Here is an 18,406-nt window from a genome sequence, read left to right as displayed (position 1 = left end):
GAAACCGGCATTCGACTCCCCGCCGTGCCGTCTCAGTAGCCCGGGTACGCGCCCTGGAAGGAGCCGATCGCCACGCCGATGACCGTCGCGTCGACCAGGAGGCCGAAGGCGAGGAAGCACAGGGCGGCGACGGAGTCGCCCGCGCGGCTGGATCGCGTGCCGTATTCGGTCACGGTGCCCGGCTTGCTCGGGTGGTAGGCGACCTGGACCGTCGCGGCACGGCTCTTGACGTCCACGCTCCGGTCCACGCCGTGCATGTCGGTGTACACGAACGCGCCGAACGCGCCGCCCAGCACGCGCGCCTCCCCGACTCTCCTCGCCTCCACCGTGACGCCGTGGCGGCGCAGGTACCAGGAGCGGTACCGCAGCCGCACCATGTCGGCGCCGATTGCCGTGAGCCCCACGCCGAGGGGGCCGAGCACCAGGATCAAGAACGCGAAGGTCCACACACCATGGGCCGCGACAGCCGCGCCGAGACCGGCGTACACGAGGACGACAGCGGTCCCCCACACCCTGAGCCTTCGCTTGTCCCCCTCTCGTCGGGACTCCGTGACGGCACGGGTGGTGACGAGCTTCGAGCCGTCGGCACCCTCGGGGCGCTCGGGAAGGAGCGGGGTGACGGCGTCGGCGAACAGGGCGGCGGCAGCCTCGCTCACATCGTCGACGCGGTGCACGGCAGGCACTGTCCCGGAGGGGCCGGCGAGTTCGAGGGTCAAGGCACGCCCCTGGCAGTGGATGTGATCTATCGCCAGGAGCGGTATCCGGACCTCCTCGGCTTTCCGGTGCAACACCAGCGCGTCACCGTCGAAGCGAAGCTGGTCACCATTGGACGAGCGCAGGACCGGTACAGGCGATGTGATCGACATGCGGCTGATCGTAAGGCCGGGTGCGGATGGTGGCCCCTCACCCGCCGACGGGCTCGCTTCCACCCCAAGTGCCCGCGATCTCCGGCGCGGTGAGCCGCTCCGCGCTGGTTTCTCCCGGGCCTCACGGGCCTTGCTGGCGTTTGGTGGTCAAGGGGCTGCTGCTGTGGGCCGTTTCGGCTTCCTTCGAGACGTGAATTCCACTCAGAAGTCGGAACGACAACAGGCGCTCACGCGAATGCCTCGCGGAACATGAGTATCGCGCCGCCCGCCATCGCGACCCCGACGAGGAGGCCCATGGCGGTTGCATCGCGCTCGTACCCCTCGATCTCGATCCGCTTCGGCCGGGCCGGGTCGTACCGCACTCCGATCTTGTCCCTGCTCGACGATGCGTTCTCCGCCCGGCGGGGTGAACGCGACCACCGGATAGAAGCGGGAGTCACCATCGGAATACGTGGCCTCACGTACCCGGACGATGTCCGCCTCGATCCATCGCCCTCGTGAGTGCAGGCGAAATGAGGCCCATGCCGCAGCGAAACCGCCCAGCGACAGCACGCTTAACAACACGACGAAGAACCCCCATAAGGGCCTGTTCCTTGTCCATGCTCACTCCGCCGGTGACCAGGGGGCGGAGCGCAAGTGGGCGACGCTGTGGCGGGTGCGGTTCTGGGGTGGGGCGTCGGTCGTTTTGCCCAGGGCGATCATGGAGACGATTGCCCAGCCTGGGTTCGGGGCCAGTTCCTTGGTGAGGCCTTCCAGGTCGAAGGCCCGGAACTGGTGCGCGGCCAGCCCCATGGCCTGGGCCTGCACCGTCATGTGCGCGACCGCCTGGCCGAGGTCGTAGTCCGCGAACTCGGAGTAGAGCAGCTCGGTGTCATCGACGTACCGCCGCGCCAGAGTGACGACGAGCAGACTCGCGTCCGTCGCCCAGCGGGCCGAACTCGGCGCGAGGTGGGGGAGGACACGGTCGTGCCCCGGCTCACCGGGCCTGCAGGCGAAGAAGCCCCACGGCTGGGAGTTCCCCGCCGACGGTGCCCACCGCACGGCCTCCAGCAGCAACCCGAGGGCCTCGTCATCGACGACCGCCGACGGATCGAACCGGTAGGGGCTGAAACGTCCCGCGAGCAGCGGATGTATGCCGCTGGGCGGCTCCTGAGGATGGGCCATGTTCCGCTGCAACCGGCCACCCCGCGTGCGTATTCCGGCCTTGATCGCGGCTGCGGTATTGATCGGATCGGCAGTGTTGATCCGGGTTCGGCAGGGCAGACGAGTGATCAACGATGACCGACCGACGCCGATGAGAGAGTGATCGAGACACCGTGAGCGCCCCCGAAGCACCAGAGATACCCGCACCGCCCGCTCCGGAGGCCATCGCCCGGCACCGCGCGCTCTTCCGCGCTATCCACCGCCGCAAACACCCCCGGCTGCGTCAGTCGGACATCACCGTCACCGAGGAAGCCCAGGTCAAGCGGGCGGTGAAGGCGACCGCCCTGGGCAACGCCATGGAGTGGTACGACTTCGGCGTCTACGCCTACCTCGCCGTCATCATCGGCAAGGAGTTCTTCCCCTCCGGCAACGACACCGCGCAGACCCTCTCCTCGCTCGCCACCTTCGCCGCCGCCTTCCTCGTGCGTCCCATCGGCGGCATGTTCTTCGGGCCGCTCGGCGACCGCGTCGGACGCAAGAAGATCCTCGCCCTCACCATGATCATGATGTCGGCGGCGACCCTCGCCATCGGCCTGATCCCGAGCTACGCCTCCATCGGCGTGTGGGCGCCCGTCCTCCTGGTCCTGTGCCGCATGGTGCAGGGCTTCTCCACGGGCGGCGAGTACGGCGGCGCCGCGACCTTCATCGCCGAGTACGCCCCCGACAAGCGCCGCGGTTTCTGGGGCTCGTTCCTGGAGTTCGGCACCCTGATCGGCTACACGGTCGCCGCCGTCCTCGTCACCGCCCTCACCGCGCTGCTCAGCGACGACGCCATGCAGTCCTGGGGCTGGCGCATCCCCTTCCTCGTCGCGGCCCCGCTCGGCCTCATCGGCCTCTACCTGCGGCTCAAGCTCGACGAGTCGCCCGCCTTCCAGAAGATGGAGGACGGCGACGGCCCGGCCGCCGAGCGCCAGAAGAAGTCCTTCAAGGAGTCCTTCTTCGGCCAGTGGCGCGCCATGCTGCTCTGCATCGCCCTGGTCGCCGCGTTCAACATCACCGACTACATGCTGCTGTCGTACATGCCGACCTACCTCACCCAGCTCGGCTTCGGCGAGACCGGCGGCCTGATGTCCATCGTCGTCGTCATGCTCATCCTGATGGCCCTCATCAACTCCGTGGGCCGCCTCTCCGACCGCGTCGGCCGCAAGCCGGTCCTCATGGCGGGCTCGCTCGGCTTCTTCGTCCTCGCCCTCCCCGCCTTCCTGCTCATCAAGCAGGGCGGCACGGCGGCGGTCTTCGCGGGCCTGCTGATCCTCGGCCTCGCCCTGGTCTGCTACCTGGGCGCCATGTCCTCCTCGCTGCCCGCCCTCTTCCCGACGGACGTGCGCTACAGCTCGCTCTCCATCGGCTTCAACATCTCCGTCTCCCTCTTCGGCGGCACCACCCCGCTGGTCGTCGCCGCGCTCATCGGCGCCACCGGCAACGACCTGATGCCCGCCTTCTACACCATGCTGGCCGGCCTGGTCGGCATCATCGCGGTCGCCGCGATGAAGGAGACGGCCCAGAAGCCCCTGGAGGGCTCCCCGCCGTCCGTGGCGACGGACGAGGAGGCCAGGGAACTCGTCCAGACCCAGCGTCAGCCGCGGGACGCGTAGTCCACGAACCGCGCCCACGCGTGGGGCTTCAGCGCGAGCTGGGGCCCTTCGGTGTTTTTGGAGTCGCGTACGTGGATGGCGGTGGCGCAGGGGGCGATCTCTACGCAGTCCCCGTCGCCGCCGCTGCTGTAGCTCGACTTGCGCCACGCCAGGGCGACTTCCACGCAGTCGTCGCCGGAGCCGCCGCTGTAACTGCTTTTGAACCACGCCAGTTCGGGGGTGCCCATCATGCTCCTCGCATCTGCTTCAACAGGCTCACGGAGTCCTCGAACGAGAGAGCCTGTGAGCGCATCTTGGCATACCGCATCTGGAGCATGCTGACCACTTTTGGGTCGGAGATTAATTGGCCGCTCTCCTGCCCTTCGGCGTAGGCGAACCACTTGTTGTCCGGGCTCTCCAGCAGGCGCATGGGTCCGTCAAGTCCTGCATGGGTCTCCCTCACAACCGGCATGATCTGCACTTCGATGTTCCTGTGCTCAACCAGCTCCAGAATGTGGTCGATCAGCTCCATGGTGACGTCGTGCCCACCCGTGCGGCGCAGGAACAGGTGTTCCTCCAGGATGAAGCTGTACTCGGTGTTCGGCCGCTCCGTGAGCAGCCGTTGCCGCTCCAGCCGCGCCACCAACTGCTCCTCGATCTGTTCGTCGCTCAGCGGCGGAAGCTGATTGACGAAGAGCGTCCGCGCGTACGCCGGGGTCTGCAACAGACCCGGGATCAGCCGACACTCGTACGTATAGAGGGCGATCGCCTCTCGCTCCAGGCGGGCCCACTGGCGGAACCAACGCGCGAGCCCCGGCTGGCGCGAAAGCTGGTTCGCCGCGAGCCGCAACGTGCCGAACGCGTCCAGCGCCGCCTCGCAGCGGTCGACGAAGCCCGGTGGTGGGAACCGCCTGCCCTGCTCGATCGAGGCCAGGAAGTGGGAGGAGCACCCCACTTCGTCGGCCAGTGCCTCCTGGGTCGAGCCCGCCCGCTTGCGGAAGCTCTTCAGAACGGCGCCGAAGGTCTTCAGACCGTCCGACGACTCCGGCTCTTTGCTGCTTGACGACATCACGGGAAACCCCCGACGCTCGTATACCGATCCCCGCCAACACCCCCAATGGTCACACTCCGTTACCGCATTTGTCTACCCTTAGTACTCGTACGCTGACGGAGCGTACGGGTTTGGTGGCTGGCGTACGGCTTCCGGCGGGGCCACGGTGGTCGCCATGCCAACCGAAGCCCGTCCCGCCACCCCGCAGCGGGAATTCACCCAACGTCTCAGCGCCACGCCCCGGGGCGCCCGCCTCGCACGGCGACTGTCCCGGTACTACCTGGACGGCTGGGGCATCGCGTACGACAGCGAACTGTCCGACGCCGCCGAGGCGATCGTCGCGGAGCTGGCGGCGAACGCGGCCACGCACGGCCGGGTGCCGGGCCGCGACTTCGAGGTCCGCCTGACACTCGTCATGGACACGCTCCGTATCGAGGTGTCCGACACGCGGACCGAACTCATGCCTCCGCAGACGCCGGAACCCCCGGAGGCCGACGACGAGTCGGGCCGGGGGCTCGTGATCGTGGCGGCGCTGGCCGCCGAGTGGGGCGTGGTGCCGCGCCAGGTCGGCAAGACGGTCTGGGCTCACCTGCCCTTGGGGGAGGAGGCCGGACGCAGGAGAGCCGCGACCGGCGCGAGGCCGGCAGCGGAGATGTCGGCGGCGACCCAGAAGGCGAGCCGGTAGCCGTCGGCGGTGGCGGCGAGGGCGTCCGCGCCCCGGCCGGTGAGGGTCCGTGTGCGGCTCGCGGCGAGCGTCGTCAGGAAGGCGAGGCCGAGCGAACCGCCCACGACCTGCGTGGTGTTGAACAGGCCTGAGGCGAGGCCCGCGTCCTCCTCGGCGGCGCCGCCCATGGCCAGGCCGGTCACGGCAGGCATGGCGGCGGCGAAGCCCGCGCCGAGCAGCAGCATGGCGGGCAGGACGTCGAGGACGTACGAGCCGTCGGCGGACAGGCGGCCGAGGAGCGCGAGGCCGAGCGTGATCAGGGCGAGGCCCGCGAGCAGCGTGCGGTGGGCGCCGAAGCGGCCGATGACCTGCGCGGAGAGGCCGAGCATCAGCACGCCGATGGCGAGGGGGCGGGCAGGAAGGCGACGCCGGTCCGCAACTCGCCGAAGCCGAGGACCCGCTGGAGGTAGAGGGCGCCGATGTACTGGAAGCCGTACACCCCGGCGATCATCAGGACCTGCACGGCGTTGGCGCCGGTCAGGGCGCGGGAGCGGAAGAGGCGCAGTCACAGCAGGGGCCGGGCCGCGCGGGCCTGGCAGAGGGCGCACCGGCTGGGCGGAACGCCACCGCGTGACGATCGCGCGGGCGCGGGCGGCGTACGACAAGGAGCGGGAGCCGGTGGACGCACAAGGGTTGGCCCGTAAATGATGCGAGCCGCCGTCAGGCGCGGCGGGGGCACGGCGCTGTTCCGCGTTGGCCGCGGATCTTGCCGGTCGATCAGGCCCGGGCCCCATCCTGGCGGCGCAGAACTGATCCGCGGGTACACCACCGGAGTGCGCTCGTCGCAGGCGAGCGAGCGCACGGGCACCGGTGATGTGGTGGCCCCCCCCGCCGAGGCCGGGCTACGGCTTGCGGGCCACCGCCCCGTACGCGTCGACCTCCGTCGGGTCCTCGGACTCCGGGCGCCAGCGCGTCACCTGCGTGACGCCCGGCTCCACCAGTTCGAGGCCGTCGAAGAAGGCGCCGATCTCCTCCACACCGCGTACGTAGTAGGGGATCGCGCCGCTCTTGTTGTACTCGTCCGACGCCGCGATCATGCCCTCGCTCGTGGCGGTGGAATCGCTTATCACCAGGTAACTGCCGGACGGCAGGCCCGACATGAGGCGGGAGACCAGGTCGCGGGCCTGCGCGTGGTCGGCGACGTGGCCGAGCGTGTTCAGGATGATCAGGGCGACCGGCCGCGAGAGGTCCAGCGTCTTCGCGGCCTCCCGCAAGATGGCCTCCGGGTCGTAGAGGTTGGCGTCGATGTACGCCGTCTCGCCCTCGGGCGTGCTGGTCAGCAGGGCCCGCGCGTGGGCGAGGACCAGCGGGTCGTTGTCCACGTAGACGATGCGCGAGTCCGGGGCCGCGCGCTGCGCCACCTCGTGCGTGTTGTCCGCCGTGGGCAGGCCCGTGCCGATGTCGAGGAACTGCCGCACGCCCCGCTCCGTGGCCAGGTGACGCACCGCGCGGCCGAGGAAGAGGCGGCTGGTGCGGGCCACGTCGACCAGGCCCGGGAAGATCTCCTTGATGTGGTCCCCCAGCTCACGGTCCTTCTCGTAGTGGTCCTTGCCGCCCACGAAGTAGTTCCAGAAGCGGGCCGAGTGCGGCTTGCTGGTGTCGATGCGGGCGCGCACGTCGGCGGCGGAACCGAGCTGGGGGTCGTTCTCTGTCACGAGGAGCCTCCTGGAAACCTGCGTCATGTGGTGCGACGATCAAGCACCAATCTAGACGGCGATCCAGACGGTGGGGCGCACCGGTCAAGTGCCTGCCCGTGGCCGGATCCCGTCATGCACGTGTCGCAGAATGTGGGCCATGACGACCACGGAGCACGGCACGCACGGCGGCACCTACGATTCGCCCGGTACAGGGCATCCCGGGGACAGGGACAGGGACGGGGACGGGGGCGGCGTTGTCGGCGGGCCGGCCGCCGCCGCGGGCCAGTACCTCATCGGAGGCGAACTCCCCGTGCACCGCATGGGATTCGGCGCGATGCGCCTGCCCGCGCCCGCGTGGGAGGGGCCCGCGCACGACCCCGCGCGGGGCGTCGAGGTGCTGCGGCGCGCCGTCGACCTCGGCGTGAACCACATCGACACCGCGGCGTTCTACTTCTTCCAGGACATCGCCGCCAACGACCTCATCCGCACCGCCCTGCACCCCTACCCCGAGGACCTGGTCATCGCCACCAAGGTCGGCCCCGGCCGGCTGCCGGACGGGAGCTGGACGGACCCGGCCGACCCCGCGGAGCTGCGCAGGGCCGTGCACCGCAACCTCCGCGAGCTGGGCCGCGACCACCTCGACCTCGTCTACCTGCGCTTCCTGGGGAGCGACGGGCCGGGCGAGGACCGCTTCGCCACCCTGGCGGCGCTGCGCGAGGAGGGCGTGATCCGCCACCTCGGCGTCAGCAACGCCTCCCCGCAGCAGCTCGCCGAGGCGCGGACGATCGCCCCGGTGGCGGCGGTGCAGAACCGCTTCAGTCCGCTGGAGCGGCCCGACGCCGAGCTGGTGCACCACTGCGCACGCGACGGCATCGCGTTCGTGCCGTACTTCCCCTTCGGCGGGACCGGCGCCCCCGACCTCGGCCGCGTCGAGGCCGTCGCCGCCCGGCACGGCGCGACCCCCGCGCAGGTCACCCTGGCCTGGCTGCTCGCCGTGTCCCCGGCGATGCTGGCCATCCCGGGCACCTCATCCCCGGCGCACCTGGCCGAGAACGTGGCCGCCGCCGCCCTCACCCTGAGCCCCGAGGACCTCGCGGACCTGGACGCGCTCGGTCAGGACGGCTGAACCACGCCGTCGGCGGCGGGGCGTCACCAGACCTCTTCCACCCACTCCGGGTGGTCGATGAACGGGTTCCGGTTGTGCTGGTACTTGTCGAATATGACCTGGTTGCGGTTCTTCTCGAAGGCGTCCGGCGGGTCCTCGTCGCTCCACTGCTTCAGCACGGAGAGGCGGCCGATGGCGGGCGCGCTGCCGTTGTCCACGCGGTCGTTGGGCTCCAGGTCGGGGAAGCCGTCCTCGCCGTCGTAGCGCACGGCCATGTAGAGGATCATGCGGGCCACGTCGCCCTTGACCGCGTCCCGGGGCTCGAAGGAGTCGCCGTCCGTGAGATTGCCCGGGGCCCCGGCGACCGCGCCGCCGCCGTTGTCGAAGTCCTTGTTGCCCCGGATGCTGTTGACCGTGACATCCTCCGGGCGCAGGTGGTGGAGGTCCGTGCCGGGGCCGGTCGCCGTGCCGAAGTCGCCGTGGGACTTGGCCCACACGTGCTCGCGGTTCCAGTCGCCCTGGTCGCCGCCGCTGCTGCTCTTGCTCCGCGAGGCGCCGGTGTAGAGCAGGATCACGTTCGCGCTGTTGGCCGGGTCCTGGTCGGTGGTCTTCAGGGCGTCCCAGACCTGGCTGTACGAGACCTTGGTCTGCTTGGCGATGATCGTGTGCAGCGCGGACTTCAGGGCGGGCCCCGTCTTGCCGAGCGCGTCACGGTAGTACGTGTCGTCGTAGGCGCCGGCATACGTGGAGGCCGGGGCCGACGGGGCCGCCGGGGCGGGGGAGGCGGTGGCCGTGGTGGGCACGGTGAGGCCGACGAGCACGGCGGCGGCGCTCAGGGCGAGGGGTTTCCAGCGGCGTACGCGCGGGACGTGCATGGGGGGTGGGTCCTTTCCCGGAGGTCTCACGTGCCGTGCGCCGTCCAATGAGCGCGCGTTCTACGCGAGTTGACCGATCAACCATCGGGAGAGTGACATGGATGTGCGGACGGGCGTGTGAACGTCCTGGGTCGGTCGGGTAACGATGTCATGTACGCGTTCACGCGGCGCGCGTGAGCCGTGTCCGGTAGCGGCCACCCTGCGGTGATCTGCCCGAACCCGCTGGTCACAGGCGCGAGGTCAGGGTGCTGCCGGGGGCGGTCAGGTGCGCTTCGGGGAAGCCAGGAGGTAGCGGCCCCCGCCGCGCGGTGCCGTGTGCTCGCCGGTCTGCCAACCCGCCCGTTCCAGCGCCGCCGCACAGGCCCGCAGCCCCTCCGGTGACGGCTCGCGCACGGCGACCGCCTCGGGCTGCGGGGTGTCCGTCACCTCGTAACCCGCGCCGCCGGGGCGGGCGGGAGGCAGACCGGCCGCCTCCAGGGCCAGGGCGGCGGCCTGCATGAGATGCGTGCGCTCCCACGCGCAGGGGCGGTCCCGGGCGCCGTCGGTGTTCGTCATCCGGCGCAGCTCCACCAGGCCCTCCCACGCGCTGCGGACCTCCCGCGCCCGCGCGGCCCCCTCACTGCCGCTCGGCGCGCTCTCCGTGCCGGTGCGGGCGGCGAAGACCCCCGGGGCCGCCACGGGCTCGGCGGGCGAGGGCTCGGCGGCCGGCGCTTCCGCCGCCCCGCGCAGGCGGTGGCCCGCGGGCGTCAGGAAGTACGCGTGCGGAGGCCGCGGATGGCGGAAGGCCAGGCGGGCCCGCACCAAACCCGCCAGCTGGGCGTCGCTGCCGGACAGGCGGCCCGTCTCCGGATCCGCGGCCTCGATGATCCGCAGCTGCGTGGCCGTGGGTGGCTTCATGGCGCCCGCACCCCTTCCCGCGTCGGTCGGCGTCACCTGGTACCGATGGTGCCCTGTGCCACTGACATCACCAGCTCCAGCACGCGCCGGTCGTCGTCGGCGCCCGCCCGTTCGCCGGGCGTCCCGGGGTAGGTGTCCAGGAGCACGTCCGTGGCGCCGAGCCCGGCGAGGGTCGCCAGGTCGTCGGCCACCTGGTCCACGCTGCCGTGGCCGAGCGGGCGGTCGGGGGTGTCCGGCCGGGCGCCGAGCCGGATCTGCAGGCGCGGCGCGAGATCCGGCACGGGGCGGCCCGCGGCCTTCGCCTCGGCCGCGACGAAGGGCAGCGCCTCACGCAGCGCGGCCGCCGTCGGCATGAACGGATGCCAGGCCTCGCCGAGGCGGGCCGCGCGGCGCTGCGCGGCCCGGGAGTTGCCGCCGACCCAGACCGGCAGCCGGCGGGACGCGGGCGCGGGGGCGGTGCGGACACCCTCGTACGAGACGTAGGTGCCGTGGAAGGAGGTCGGGTCCTCGCGCCACGCGGCGCGGATCGCCGTGAGGTACTCGTCGGTCATCGCACCGCGCTCGCCGAAGGGGACGCCGAGCGCCGCGTACTCGGCGGCGGACCAGCCCACCCCGGCGCCGAGGATGAAGCCGGCGGCGTTGAGCCGGTCGAGGTTGGCGGCGAGGCGGGCGGTCTGCAGCGGATGGCGGTAGGGGATCACGGTGATCGTGGTCCCCAGCCGCAACCCCGGCACCCGCCCCGCGAGGTGCGCGGCGAGCACGAACTGGTCGTAGAACGGCGCCGGATAGACCTCGTGGACATCAGGCGTCACCGCGATGTGGTCGGAGATCATCGCGAACTCGAAGCCGAGTTCACGGGCGTCGGCGGCCTGCCGCACGAGGGAGTCGGGGGTGGTGCCGGAGCCGAAGTTCAGGAGGTTCACGCCATATCGCATGACGCCAGTCTTGGAGATCAAGGACGCGGGTGTCGAATCCCGCCGCGCGGACGCCGAACGGGCTTGCCGACGGCGTCCGTTGGGGCGCGCGGCACTTCAGGGGCGCAGGTTCCAGCTGGCCACCACCGGGCGGCCGTGCTCCGTGCTCAGGCGGCTGATCGTGCCCGTGGCCATGAGGAACATCGAACCGCCCGACGCGGGCAGGCCGAGGCGGCGGGCGGTGAGGACGCGCAGGAAGTGGCTGTGGGCGAACAGGACCACGCTGCCCTCGCTGTTGGCGAGCGCCGCGTCCACCTTGGCCAGCATGCGGTCGGCGCGCTCGCCCACCTCCTCGGGGCTCTCCCCGGGGTGCTCCGGCGGGCCGGGGGCGACACCGTCGGTGAAGAGGTACCAGTCGGGCCGGGTGCGGTGGATCTCCACGGTCGTCACGCCCTCGTACGCGCCGTAGTCCCACTCGGCCAGATCGGGGTCGACGGACGCGTCGGGGAACCCGGCGAGCTCCGCCGTCTCGCGCGAGCGCAGGCGCGGACTGGTGAACGCCGCGCCGATCCGGAACCGGTCGACGAGCGGGGCCAGCGAGCGGGCCTGCTTCCTGCCGTTGTCGGTGAGGGGGATGTCCGTCCAGCTGGTGTGCTGCCCGGTGAGGGCCCACGACGTCTCGCCGTGCCGGACGAGGAGCAGATCGCCCATGGTCGCGCCATTCCTGTTCTTGTCGTCGGTGGCCGGACCGTGCGGCCCGGCCACCGACGAGCCTGCCACGCCCCGCGGATCATCCGCGGGGCGGGCCCGCCGAGGGCGCGGCTACTGGCCCTGCGGCGCCCGCGCGGGGCGGCCCGAGCCGCGGGTCAGCGCGTATCCGCCGACCCCGGCGAGGGCCGCGAGGACGCCGCCGGCCGCCGTCCACAGCCAGCGCGAGGACCACCAGCCCGAGGACCAGCCGTCCTCCGGCTCGCTCAGGGCGGCGGGCTCGTCCCGGTCCGAACCGGCGCCCGGCACGAGCGGCTCGCCGAGCGACCCGTCGACGGCCTGCGCGCCCCCCGCGTCGGTCGTGGTGACCTTCGCCTCGGCCCGCACCGGCAGCCCCAGGTCGTCGGCCTTCAGGTCGGTGACCGTGAGCCGCAGGTAGTACGTGCCCGGCAGCGGGTCGTTCGCCCACTGCTCCGACCAGGCCCGGACGGTCCGCAGCGTGCAGGACAGCGAGACCGACCCCGCGTCGGGCCCGGCCGTCCGCTTCGGCGTGCCGAGCCGGCAGGCCTGGCGGCGCCGCAGTCCGTCGTACACGTCGACCTGCCAGGTGGACGCGGCGTGCCGGGCGGCGGCGTCCGGCAGCTTCACCGTGGCGTGCACGGTGGCGCGCTGCCCGGAGTCCACCGGGAACGCCCAGTACAGGTAGTCGCCCGTGGACGCCTCCGCGGTGGCCTCCTGGTCGGGGCGGATCGCGGTGGCGGTACGGAAGGAGGTGCCCGCCTCGGCAGGGGCGGCATCGTCGCTGTCGTCGCTGTCTGCGGCGGCGGCTCCGGGGAAGGCCAGCAGGGCGGCAGCGGCCAGCAGGGCCGCCCGTCCCCACGCTCGGGTCGCATGCATCAGTTGGTCCTCCAGACCGCGAAGCGCCAGCGCGAGAGCCAGCCCCAGACCAGACCGGCGAGGAAGCCCACCAGCACGAGCAGACCGAGCAGCCACCAGCCGTGGCCGAGCCCGAAGGCGGCGACGTCCGAGGCCTCGTCGGGGGAGTCCACCAGGTCGACGGCCAGCTCGACGGGCAGGCCCGGCGTCTTCTTCACCGAGGCGGGGGCGGAGAAGGAGTTGCTGACGCGCAGACAGACCGTCTCGGTGGCGCCGTACTTGTCCTCCTCGTCCATGTCGTCGGCCTCGGGCCTCGGGTAGCGCAGGCCGGTCGAGATGACGTCGGTGCGGCCGTCGCCGGACTCCTGGCCGCGTACGATCTCGCGCCCGCCCTCGGTCTCGGCGCGCAGCAGCACGCCGTAGTCCTGATGGACGGCACGGTCGGCCGCCACGCTCACGGAGGCCCGCAGCTCCTTGCCCGCGGGGACGTCCACCCGGTACCAGCGGTGCTCGCCGAACTCCTCGCGGTCGGTGTACAGGCCCGACTTCAGCCGGGGCGCGTCCGTGCATTGCGCGGCGCCCTTCGCCGCCACGGGGGTGACCACCGGGTCGGCGGCGCGGTCCACCAACTGCTTGACGCGGCCCGCGAGTTCATCGGTGTGCCGGATCGAGGTGTAGGTGCCGCCGGTGGCCTCCGCGATGCAGCTCAGCTGGTCGCGGGTCTTGGCGTCCGGCACCAGGCCGAGGGTGTCGATGGTGAGGTGGATGCCCTTGGCGGAGATCTCCCGGGCCACGACGCACGGGTCGAGCGGCTGGCAGGTGTCCTCGCCGTCGGATATCAGCACGATGCGGCGGCTGCGCTCGGCCGTGTCGTCCGTCAGGTCGTCGGCGGCCTTCAGCAGCGTCGGGCCGATCGGGGTCCAGCCGGTCGGCGCGAGCGTCGCCACGGCGGTCTTCGCGTCGGTGCGGCCCGCCTTGTCGAGGCGCTCCACGGGGTAGAGCAGCTCGGTGTCCTTGCAGCCGGCCTTGCGGTCGTCGCCGCGGTAGTTGGCGCCGAGGGTACGGATGCCGAGCGCGACCTCGTCGGGGGTGGCGTCCAGGACCTCGCCGAACGCCTGCTTGGCCGCGGCCATGCGGGACTTGCCGTCGATGTCGCGGGCCCGCATGGAGCCGCTGACGTCGAGCACCAGCTCGACCTTGGGGGAGGGCTGCGCCGGTTCGTCGTCGTCATCGGCGGCGGCGGGGCCTGCCGTGACGATCCCGGCGGTCAGGGCGGCGAGCAGGGCGATGACCCAGGCCGCCGGCCGTTGTCTTGTGATCATCGCCGGATACTATTGATCTTGCCCCACATCCCCCAAAACGCCGACGTCGCGGCACCCGCGAGCAGCGCCGGGGAGACTGCCCCCAGGCCGGCCCAGAACGCCGCCGACGTGCCGCGAGCAACCACAACACACCCGCAGGCCCGGGGCCGCCCCCAGCCGGGAGGCCAGGGGCGCGGGGAACGGCGCGAGCAACCACGACGCACCCGCAGGTCCGAGGCCGGCCCCAGCCGGGAGGGTAGGGGCGCGGGGAACGGCGCGAGCAACCACGACGCACCCGCAGGTCCGAGGCCGGCCCCAGCCGGGAGGGTAGGGGCGCGGGGAACTGCGCAAACAACCACGACGCGCCCGCAGGTCCGGGGCCGGCCCCGGCCGGGAGGCCAGGGGCGCGGGGAACGGCGCGAGTTCTACGCGAGGGGCCCGGCCGGTGTCACTGACGGTAGCCGCTCAGAAAGCGGCCGATGCGGCTGATCGCCGCGTCGAGGTCGTCGGCGTGGGGGAGGGTGAGGATGCGGAAGTGGTCGGGGCGGGGCCAGTTGAAGCCGGTGCCCTGGACCACCTGGATCTTCTCCTGGAGCAGGAGGTCGAGGACGAACTTCTCGTCGTCGTGGATCGCATGCACCTTCGGGTCCAGGCGCGGGAACGCGTACAGCGCGCCCTTCGGCTTGACGCAGGAGACACCCGGGATCTCGTTCAGCTTCTCCCAGGCACGGTCGCGCTGCTCGTGCAACCGCCCGCCGGGCGCGGTCAGTTCATGGATCGACTGGCGGCCGCCGAGCGCCGCCTGGATGGCGTACTGCGCCGGGGCGTTGGGGCACAGCCGCATGGAGGCGAGCATGGTGAGCCCCTCCAGGTAGTTCTTCGCGTGCTGGCGCGGCCCGGTGACGACCAGCCAGCCGGAGCGGAAGCCCGCCACGCGGTGGGTCTTGGACAGACCGCAGAAGGTCAGGACCACGAGGTCGGGCGCGAGCGCGGCGACACTGTGGTGCACGGCGTCGTCGTACAGGATCTGGTCGTAGATCTCATCGGCGAAGACCATCAGGCCGTGTCGCCGGGCGAGGTCGAGGATGCCCTCCAGGATCTCCTTCGGATAGACCGCGCCCGTCGGGTTGTTGGGGTTGATGATCACGACCGCCTTGGTGCGGTCGGTGATCTTCGCGGCCATGTCGTCCAGGTCGGGGTACCAGTCGGCGGACTCGTCGCACACGTAGTGCACGGCCTTGCCCCCGGAGAGGGTCGTCACGGCCGTCCACAGGGGGAAGTCGGGCGCGGGGACAAGGACTTCGTCGCCGTCCTCCAGGAGCGCCTGGACGGCCATCGTGACCAGCTCCGACACGCCGTTGCCGAGGAAGACGTCGTCCACGGAGACCTCGTCGAGGCCGAGCGCCTGATAGCGCTGGGCGACGGCGCGGCGGGCGGACAGGACGCCGCGTGAGTCCGTGTAGCCGTGGGCCTTGGGGAGCATCCGGATCATGTCCTGGACGATCTCCTCGGGCGCCTCGAAGCCGAAGAGCGCGGGATTGCCGGTGTTGAGGCGCAGCACGCTGTGGCCCGCCTCCTCCAGGGCGTTGGCGTGCTCGATGACGGGGCCCCGGATCTCGTAACAGACCTCGCTGAGCTTGCTCGACTGCCGGAACTCCATGCGCTGCGCCTCCCGTGACGTGAGTTACTTGGTTTTACCAAGTCCTCCCTTGGAAAGTCCAACAACCTGTCTAGACTGCGTCCCATGTCACCTCGCCGAAGCTACGACCAGTACTGCGCGGCGGCCCGGGCCCTGGACGCCGTGGGCGACCGCTGGACCCTGTTGGTCGTCAGGGAGCTGCTGGTCGGCCCCCGCCGCTACACCGACCTGCACGCCGACCTGCCGGGCGTCAGCACGGACGTCCTCGCCTCGCGCCTGAAGGACATGGAGCAGCAGGGCCTGACCACGCGCCGCAGGCTGCCCCCACCCGCCGCCGCGTACGTGTACGAACTCACCGGCAAGGGACGGGAGTTGCTGCCCGTCCTGGAGGCCCTCGCCGCCTGGGGCGCGCACGGCCTCGAAGAGCGCAGGCCCACCGACGCCGTCCGGGCGCACTGGTTCGCGCTCCCGCTGCTGCGCCACCTCGCGCGGACCGGCGCCGAGGGAGTGGTGGAGGTACGGCTCGACGAGGGCCGCTTCCATGTGCGCCTCGGCGGTGGCGACACGGCCTACGGCGACGGGCCCGCCCCGGGTGAACCCGACGCCGGCCTCGCCCTGGACGCCGCCACCTGCGTGGCGGTGGGCCGCGGCGAACTCACCGTCGGGCAGGGCGCGCGCGAGGGACGGATCGAGATCACCGGCGAGGGAGTCCTCGCCAAGGCCCTGCGCGCCTCCTGAACGGGCGCCACCCGGGGCCGGGGGGCCGCCGTACGCCCGGACCGGAGTCGGAGGCGCCCCGGGCTCAGCGGCCCGGCCGGTCGCGCACCCGCCGTGCCCAGCGCCGCAGCCGCCCCTCCAGGTGCGGGCACAGCGGCCCGCCGGACGGGAACGACACCCCCGTCTCGCCGCCCATGGCCCGGAAGAAGCCCCGGCCCGCCCGGGACTGCATCGTGGTGTTCCACCGGTACCCGGGAAGCGCCGCCAGCAGCGTGTGCAGCGCCTCCCTGCCCCGGCCCTCCCGCTGGTGCGCCTCGGTGATCCAGATGTTCTGGACACGCCCGGTCCGGCACCGGTGGCAGACGCGGAACCGCAGCTGCCCGATGGTGGCGCCGGACGCTTCGGACAGGGTGATGCGCATCGCTGCTCCAGGCCGTGGGGGAGGGCCAAGCGGTGCCGCTCATGCTAGAAGCGCCGCGCCGAGCGCGTGAGGTAATGGCAGAATCACGCTCCGGAGTGGTCGAACGCACGGTCGGGAACGCATGGTCGGGAACGCAGGATCGGGCCACCGGGGCGCCGGGGAATGGGCCGGGGCCGCCGGGGGAAAGGGGTGGTTACCCGCCCGGCGGGTAAAATGGCGGGTGCATCCCCGACCCGTTCACGGCTCAGGTGTCCGGCCCGCCACGCGACGGGCGCAAGGAGAGACCGGATGATGGGTGCAGACGAGCCCGTACGAGGCGCTCCGGGCGCGAGGGACGCGCGAGGCGCCCAGGGTGCGATGGCCCAGGGCGCGATAGCCGCGCGAGTCGCCCAGGGCGCGATGGCCGCGCGAGTCGCCCCGGCGGCCGTGGCGGAGCCGCCCGGCTCCGGTGGCCTGCTCGACGTCCTGAACGTGGCCGCCATCGTCCTGGACGAGGAGGGCCGGATCCGGTTGTGGAGCCCGCAGGCCGAGGAGCTGTTCGGCTACAGCGCCGCGGAGGCCCTCGGGGAGTACGCGGGCCCGCTGCTGGTCCACACGGACCACCTGGACCAGGTGCTCGAACTGTTCGCCGAGGTCATGCGGGGCGGCGGCAGCTGGGCCGGAGTCTTCCCCGTCCGGCACAAGGACGGCGGCACGCGGTGGGTGGAGTTCCGCAACATGCGCCTCCAGGACAAGAGGCAGTCGCTGTACGCCCTGGGCCTGGCCACCGACCAGGGCACACTGCGGCAGGTCGAACAGGACCTCGCGCTGTCCGCCCGGCTCGTCTCCCAGTCGCCGATCGGCCTCGCGGTGCTGGACACCGGCCTGCGCTACCTCTCGGTCAACCCGGCGCAGGAGCGGATGAACGGCGTACCGGCCGCGGAGCACGTCGGCCGGCACGTCCAGGAGGTGCTGCCCGGCCTGGACCGGTCCATCGAGAGCTGCATGCGCGACGTCCTGGCCACCGGCGTCCCGATCCTCGACCAGTACGCCATCGGCCGCACCCCGGCCGACCCGGACAACGACCACGCCTGGTCGGTCTCCTTCTACCGCCTGGAGGCCCCCAACGGGAAAGTCCTCGGAGTGGCCACCTCCAGCGTGGACGTCACCGAGCGGCACCGCACCGCCGAATCGCAGCGGCACGCCGCCCTGACCCTCCAGCGCAGCCTGCTGCCCCGGCCCCTGCCGTGGCGGCCCGGACTGGAGGTCGCCACCCGCTACTGCCCCGCCGAGGCGACCATGGAGATCGGCGGCGACTGGTTCGACGTGATCCCGCTCGGCGGCGACAAGACCGCCCTCGTGGTCGGTGACGTCATGGGCAGCGGAGTGGCGGCGGCCGCCACCATGGGCCAGCTGCGCACCGCCACCCGGACGCTGGCCGACCTGGATCTCGACCCGGCCAAGGTCCTCTACCACCTGGACCGGGTCACCGACGGCCTGGAGACGCTGGCCACCTGCGTCTACGCCATCTACGACCCGTATCGCGGCCAGTGCCACATCGCCCTGGCCGGGCATCTGCCGCCGGCGCTCCTGCACCCGGACGGCACCCGCGAACTGCTCGACCTGCCCACCGGCGCGCCCCTCGGCGGGTGCGGCGTCAGCTTCCACACCACCTGCCTGGAGACCAAGCCGGGCGACCAGCTCATCCTCTACACGGACGGCCTGGTCGAGACCCGCGACGAGTCGCTCGACACCCGCCTCAAGGTCCTCCTGGACGTCCTCGACGACGCCGACCGCCCGCTCGAGGAGACCTGCGACCTGCTTCTGGACACCCTGCGCCACGCGGGCGACCACGACGACGTGGCCCTGCTCATCGCACGGGCCACGTCCTGCCCGGTGCCGCACCGGGCGTGAGCACC

19 protein-coding genes and 1 pseudogene are annotated in these 18,406 nt (G+C 71.9%); 5 read left to right on the top strand and 15 right to left on the bottom strand.

Features of this window, described 5'->3' with window-relative positions; genetic code table 11:
* Positions 1 to 32 precede the first annotated feature (32 nt).
* The 3 genes from ACZ516_RS28795 to ACZ516_RS28785 form a co-directional block, all read right to left on the bottom strand.
* The gene (locus ACZ516_RS28795; protein ID WP_469012364.1) at positions 33 to 866 is read right to left on the bottom strand and encodes a hypothetical protein; all 834 of its coding nucleotides are present in this window, start codon (positions 864 to 866) and stop codon (positions 33 to 35) included.
* Between the two features lie 227 nt (positions 867 to 1,093).
* A complete protein-coding gene (locus tag ACZ516_RS28790; RefSeq protein ID WP_469012363.1) occupies positions 1,094 to 1,228 on the bottom strand; it encodes a hypothetical protein in 135 nt (44 codons plus the stop codon).
* Positions 1,229 to 1,469: 241 nt separating this feature from the next.
* Entirely contained in the window at positions 1,470 to 2,030 is a 561-nt protein-coding gene (locus tag ACZ516_RS28785; protein WP_361086986.1) for a nitroreductase family protein, read from the bottom strand.
* A 152-nt stretch (positions 2,031 to 2,182) separates the two neighbouring features.
* Between ACZ516_RS28785 and proP the strand changes: the two genes are divergently transcribed.
* The gene (proP, locus tag ACZ516_RS28780) at positions 2,183 to 3,664 is read left to right on the top strand and encodes a glycine betaine/L-proline transporter ProP (RefSeq protein WP_469012359.1); all 1,482 of its coding nucleotides are present in this window, start codon (positions 2,183 to 2,185) and stop codon (positions 3,662 to 3,664) included.
* Here the strand turns inward: proP and ACZ516_RS28775 are convergent.
* Both ACZ516_RS28775 and ACZ516_RS28770 read right to left on the bottom strand, forming a co-directional pair.
* Positions 3,646 to 3,894 carry a DUF397 domain-containing protein gene (locus ACZ516_RS28775; RefSeq protein ID WP_469012357.1) on the bottom strand — a complete coding sequence of 83 codons (249 nt, stop codon included), beginning with the start codon at positions 3,892 to 3,894 and terminating at the stop codon, positions 3,646 to 3,648. The two genes, proP and ACZ516_RS28775, sit on opposite strands and share 19 nt — an antisense overlap.
* On the bottom strand, positions 3,891 to 4,712 hold the full coding sequence (locus ACZ516_RS28770) for a helix-turn-helix domain-containing protein (RefSeq protein WP_469012354.1): 822 nt from the start codon (positions 4,710 to 4,712) through the stop codon (positions 3,891 to 3,893). Before ACZ516_RS28770 ends, ACZ516_RS28775 begins: the two co-directional genes overlap by 4 nt.
* Positions 4,713 to 4,869: 157 nt before the next feature.
* Between ACZ516_RS28770 and ACZ516_RS28765 the strand changes: the two genes are divergently transcribed.
* Positions 4,870 to 5,379, top strand: a complete 510-nt coding sequence (locus ACZ516_RS28765) for an ATP-binding protein (protein ID WP_361086974.1) — start codon at positions 4,870 to 4,872, stop codon at positions 5,377 to 5,379.
* On the opposite strand, the pseudogene ACZ516_RS28760 reads toward ACZ516_RS28765, so the two are convergent.
* Both ACZ516_RS28760 and ACZ516_RS28755 read right to left on the bottom strand, forming a co-directional pair.
* A pseudogene (locus ACZ516_RS28760) lies at positions 5,280 to 5,959 on the bottom strand (MFS transporter); the annotation flags it as partial. The gene ACZ516_RS28765 and the pseudogene ACZ516_RS28760 sit on opposite strands and share 100 nt — an antisense overlap.
* A 301-nt stretch (positions 5,960 to 6,260) precedes the next feature.
* A complete protein-coding gene (locus ACZ516_RS28755; protein ID WP_361086971.1) occupies positions 6,261 to 7,073 on the bottom strand; it encodes an SAM-dependent methyltransferase in 813 nt (270 codons plus the stop codon).
* Between the two features lie 139 nt (positions 7,074 to 7,212).
* Here ACZ516_RS28755 and ACZ516_RS28750 point away from each other — a divergent pair, with 139 nt between their 5' ends.
* Complete coding sequence (locus tag ACZ516_RS28750; RefSeq protein WP_469012352.1) at positions 7,213 to 8,181, top strand: aldo/keto reductase; 969 nt, start codon at positions 7,213 to 7,215, stop codon at positions 8,179 to 8,181.
* Between the two features lie 23 nt (positions 8,182 to 8,204).
* On the opposite strand, the gene ACZ516_RS28745 is transcribed toward ACZ516_RS28750, so the two are convergent.
* The 7 genes from ACZ516_RS28745 to ACZ516_RS28715 form a co-directional block, all read right to left on the bottom strand.
* On the bottom strand, positions 8,205 to 9,035 hold the full coding sequence (locus ACZ516_RS28745) for an endonuclease I family protein (protein WP_469012350.1): 831 nt from the start codon (positions 9,033 to 9,035) through the stop codon (positions 8,205 to 8,207).
* Between the two features lie 261 nt (positions 9,036 to 9,296).
* Complete coding sequence (locus tag ACZ516_RS28740) at positions 9,297 to 9,932, bottom strand: hypothetical protein (RefSeq protein ID WP_469012348.1); 636 nt, start codon at positions 9,930 to 9,932, stop codon at positions 9,297 to 9,299.
* A 32-nt stretch (positions 9,933 to 9,964) separates the two neighbouring features.
* On the bottom strand, positions 9,965 to 10,867 hold the full coding sequence (locus ACZ516_RS28735) for a TIGR03619 family F420-dependent LLM class oxidoreductase (RefSeq protein ID WP_469012345.1): 903 nt from the start codon (positions 10,865 to 10,867) through the stop codon (positions 9,965 to 9,967).
* Positions 10,868 to 10,963: 96 nt separating this feature from the next.
* Complete coding sequence (locus tag ACZ516_RS28730) at positions 10,964 to 11,557, bottom strand: histidine phosphatase family protein (RefSeq protein WP_358580186.1); 594 nt, start codon at positions 11,555 to 11,557, stop codon at positions 10,964 to 10,966.
* 111 nt (positions 11,558 to 11,668) lie between these two features.
* Positions 11,669 to 12,451 (bottom strand): hypothetical protein, encoded by a 783-nt coding sequence (locus ACZ516_RS28725; RefSeq protein WP_469012343.1) that lies wholly within the window; start codon positions 12,449 to 12,451, stop codon positions 11,669 to 11,671.
* Positions 12,451 to 13,752, bottom strand: coding sequence for a VWA domain-containing protein (locus tag ACZ516_RS28720; protein WP_358914098.1), 1,302 nt, complete (start codon positions 13,750 to 13,752; stop codon positions 12,451 to 12,453). The genes ACZ516_RS28725 and ACZ516_RS28720 overlap by 1 nt, the downstream gene beginning before the upstream one ends.
* A 427-nt stretch (positions 13,753 to 14,179) precedes the next feature.
* On the bottom strand, positions 14,180 to 15,391 hold the full coding sequence (locus ACZ516_RS28715; RefSeq protein WP_361085944.1) for a pyridoxal phosphate-dependent aminotransferase: 1,212 nt from the start codon (positions 15,389 to 15,391) through the stop codon (positions 14,180 to 14,182).
* Between the two features lie 84 nt (positions 15,392 to 15,475).
* Here ACZ516_RS28715 and ACZ516_RS28710 point away from each other — a divergent pair, with 84 nt between their 5' ends.
* Positions 15,476 to 16,108, top strand: a complete 633-nt coding sequence (locus tag ACZ516_RS28710) for a winged helix-turn-helix transcriptional regulator (RefSeq protein WP_358914096.1) — start codon at positions 15,476 to 15,478, stop codon at positions 16,106 to 16,108.
* A gap of 64 nt (positions 16,109 to 16,172) precedes the next feature.
* Here the strand turns inward: ACZ516_RS28710 and ACZ516_RS28705 are convergent, their stop codons facing one another.
* A complete protein-coding gene (locus ACZ516_RS28705; RefSeq protein ID WP_361085950.1) occupies positions 16,173 to 16,508 on the bottom strand; it encodes a hypothetical protein in 336 nt (111 codons plus the stop codon).
* 399 nt (positions 16,509 to 16,907) lie between these two features.
* Here ACZ516_RS28705 and ACZ516_RS28700 point away from each other — a divergent pair, with 399 nt between their 5' ends.
* The gene (locus tag ACZ516_RS28700) at positions 16,908 to 18,401 is read left to right on the top strand and encodes a SpoIIE family protein phosphatase (RefSeq protein ID WP_361086208.1); all 1,494 of its coding nucleotides are present in this window, start codon (positions 16,908 to 16,910) and stop codon (positions 18,399 to 18,401) included.
* Positions 18,402 to 18,406 lie beyond the last annotated feature (5 nt).

The sequence above is a fragment of the Streptomyces sp. NPDC034037 genome (genome assembly GCF_055575715.1).
This window is presented reverse-complemented; position numbering and strand designations above follow the sequence as displayed.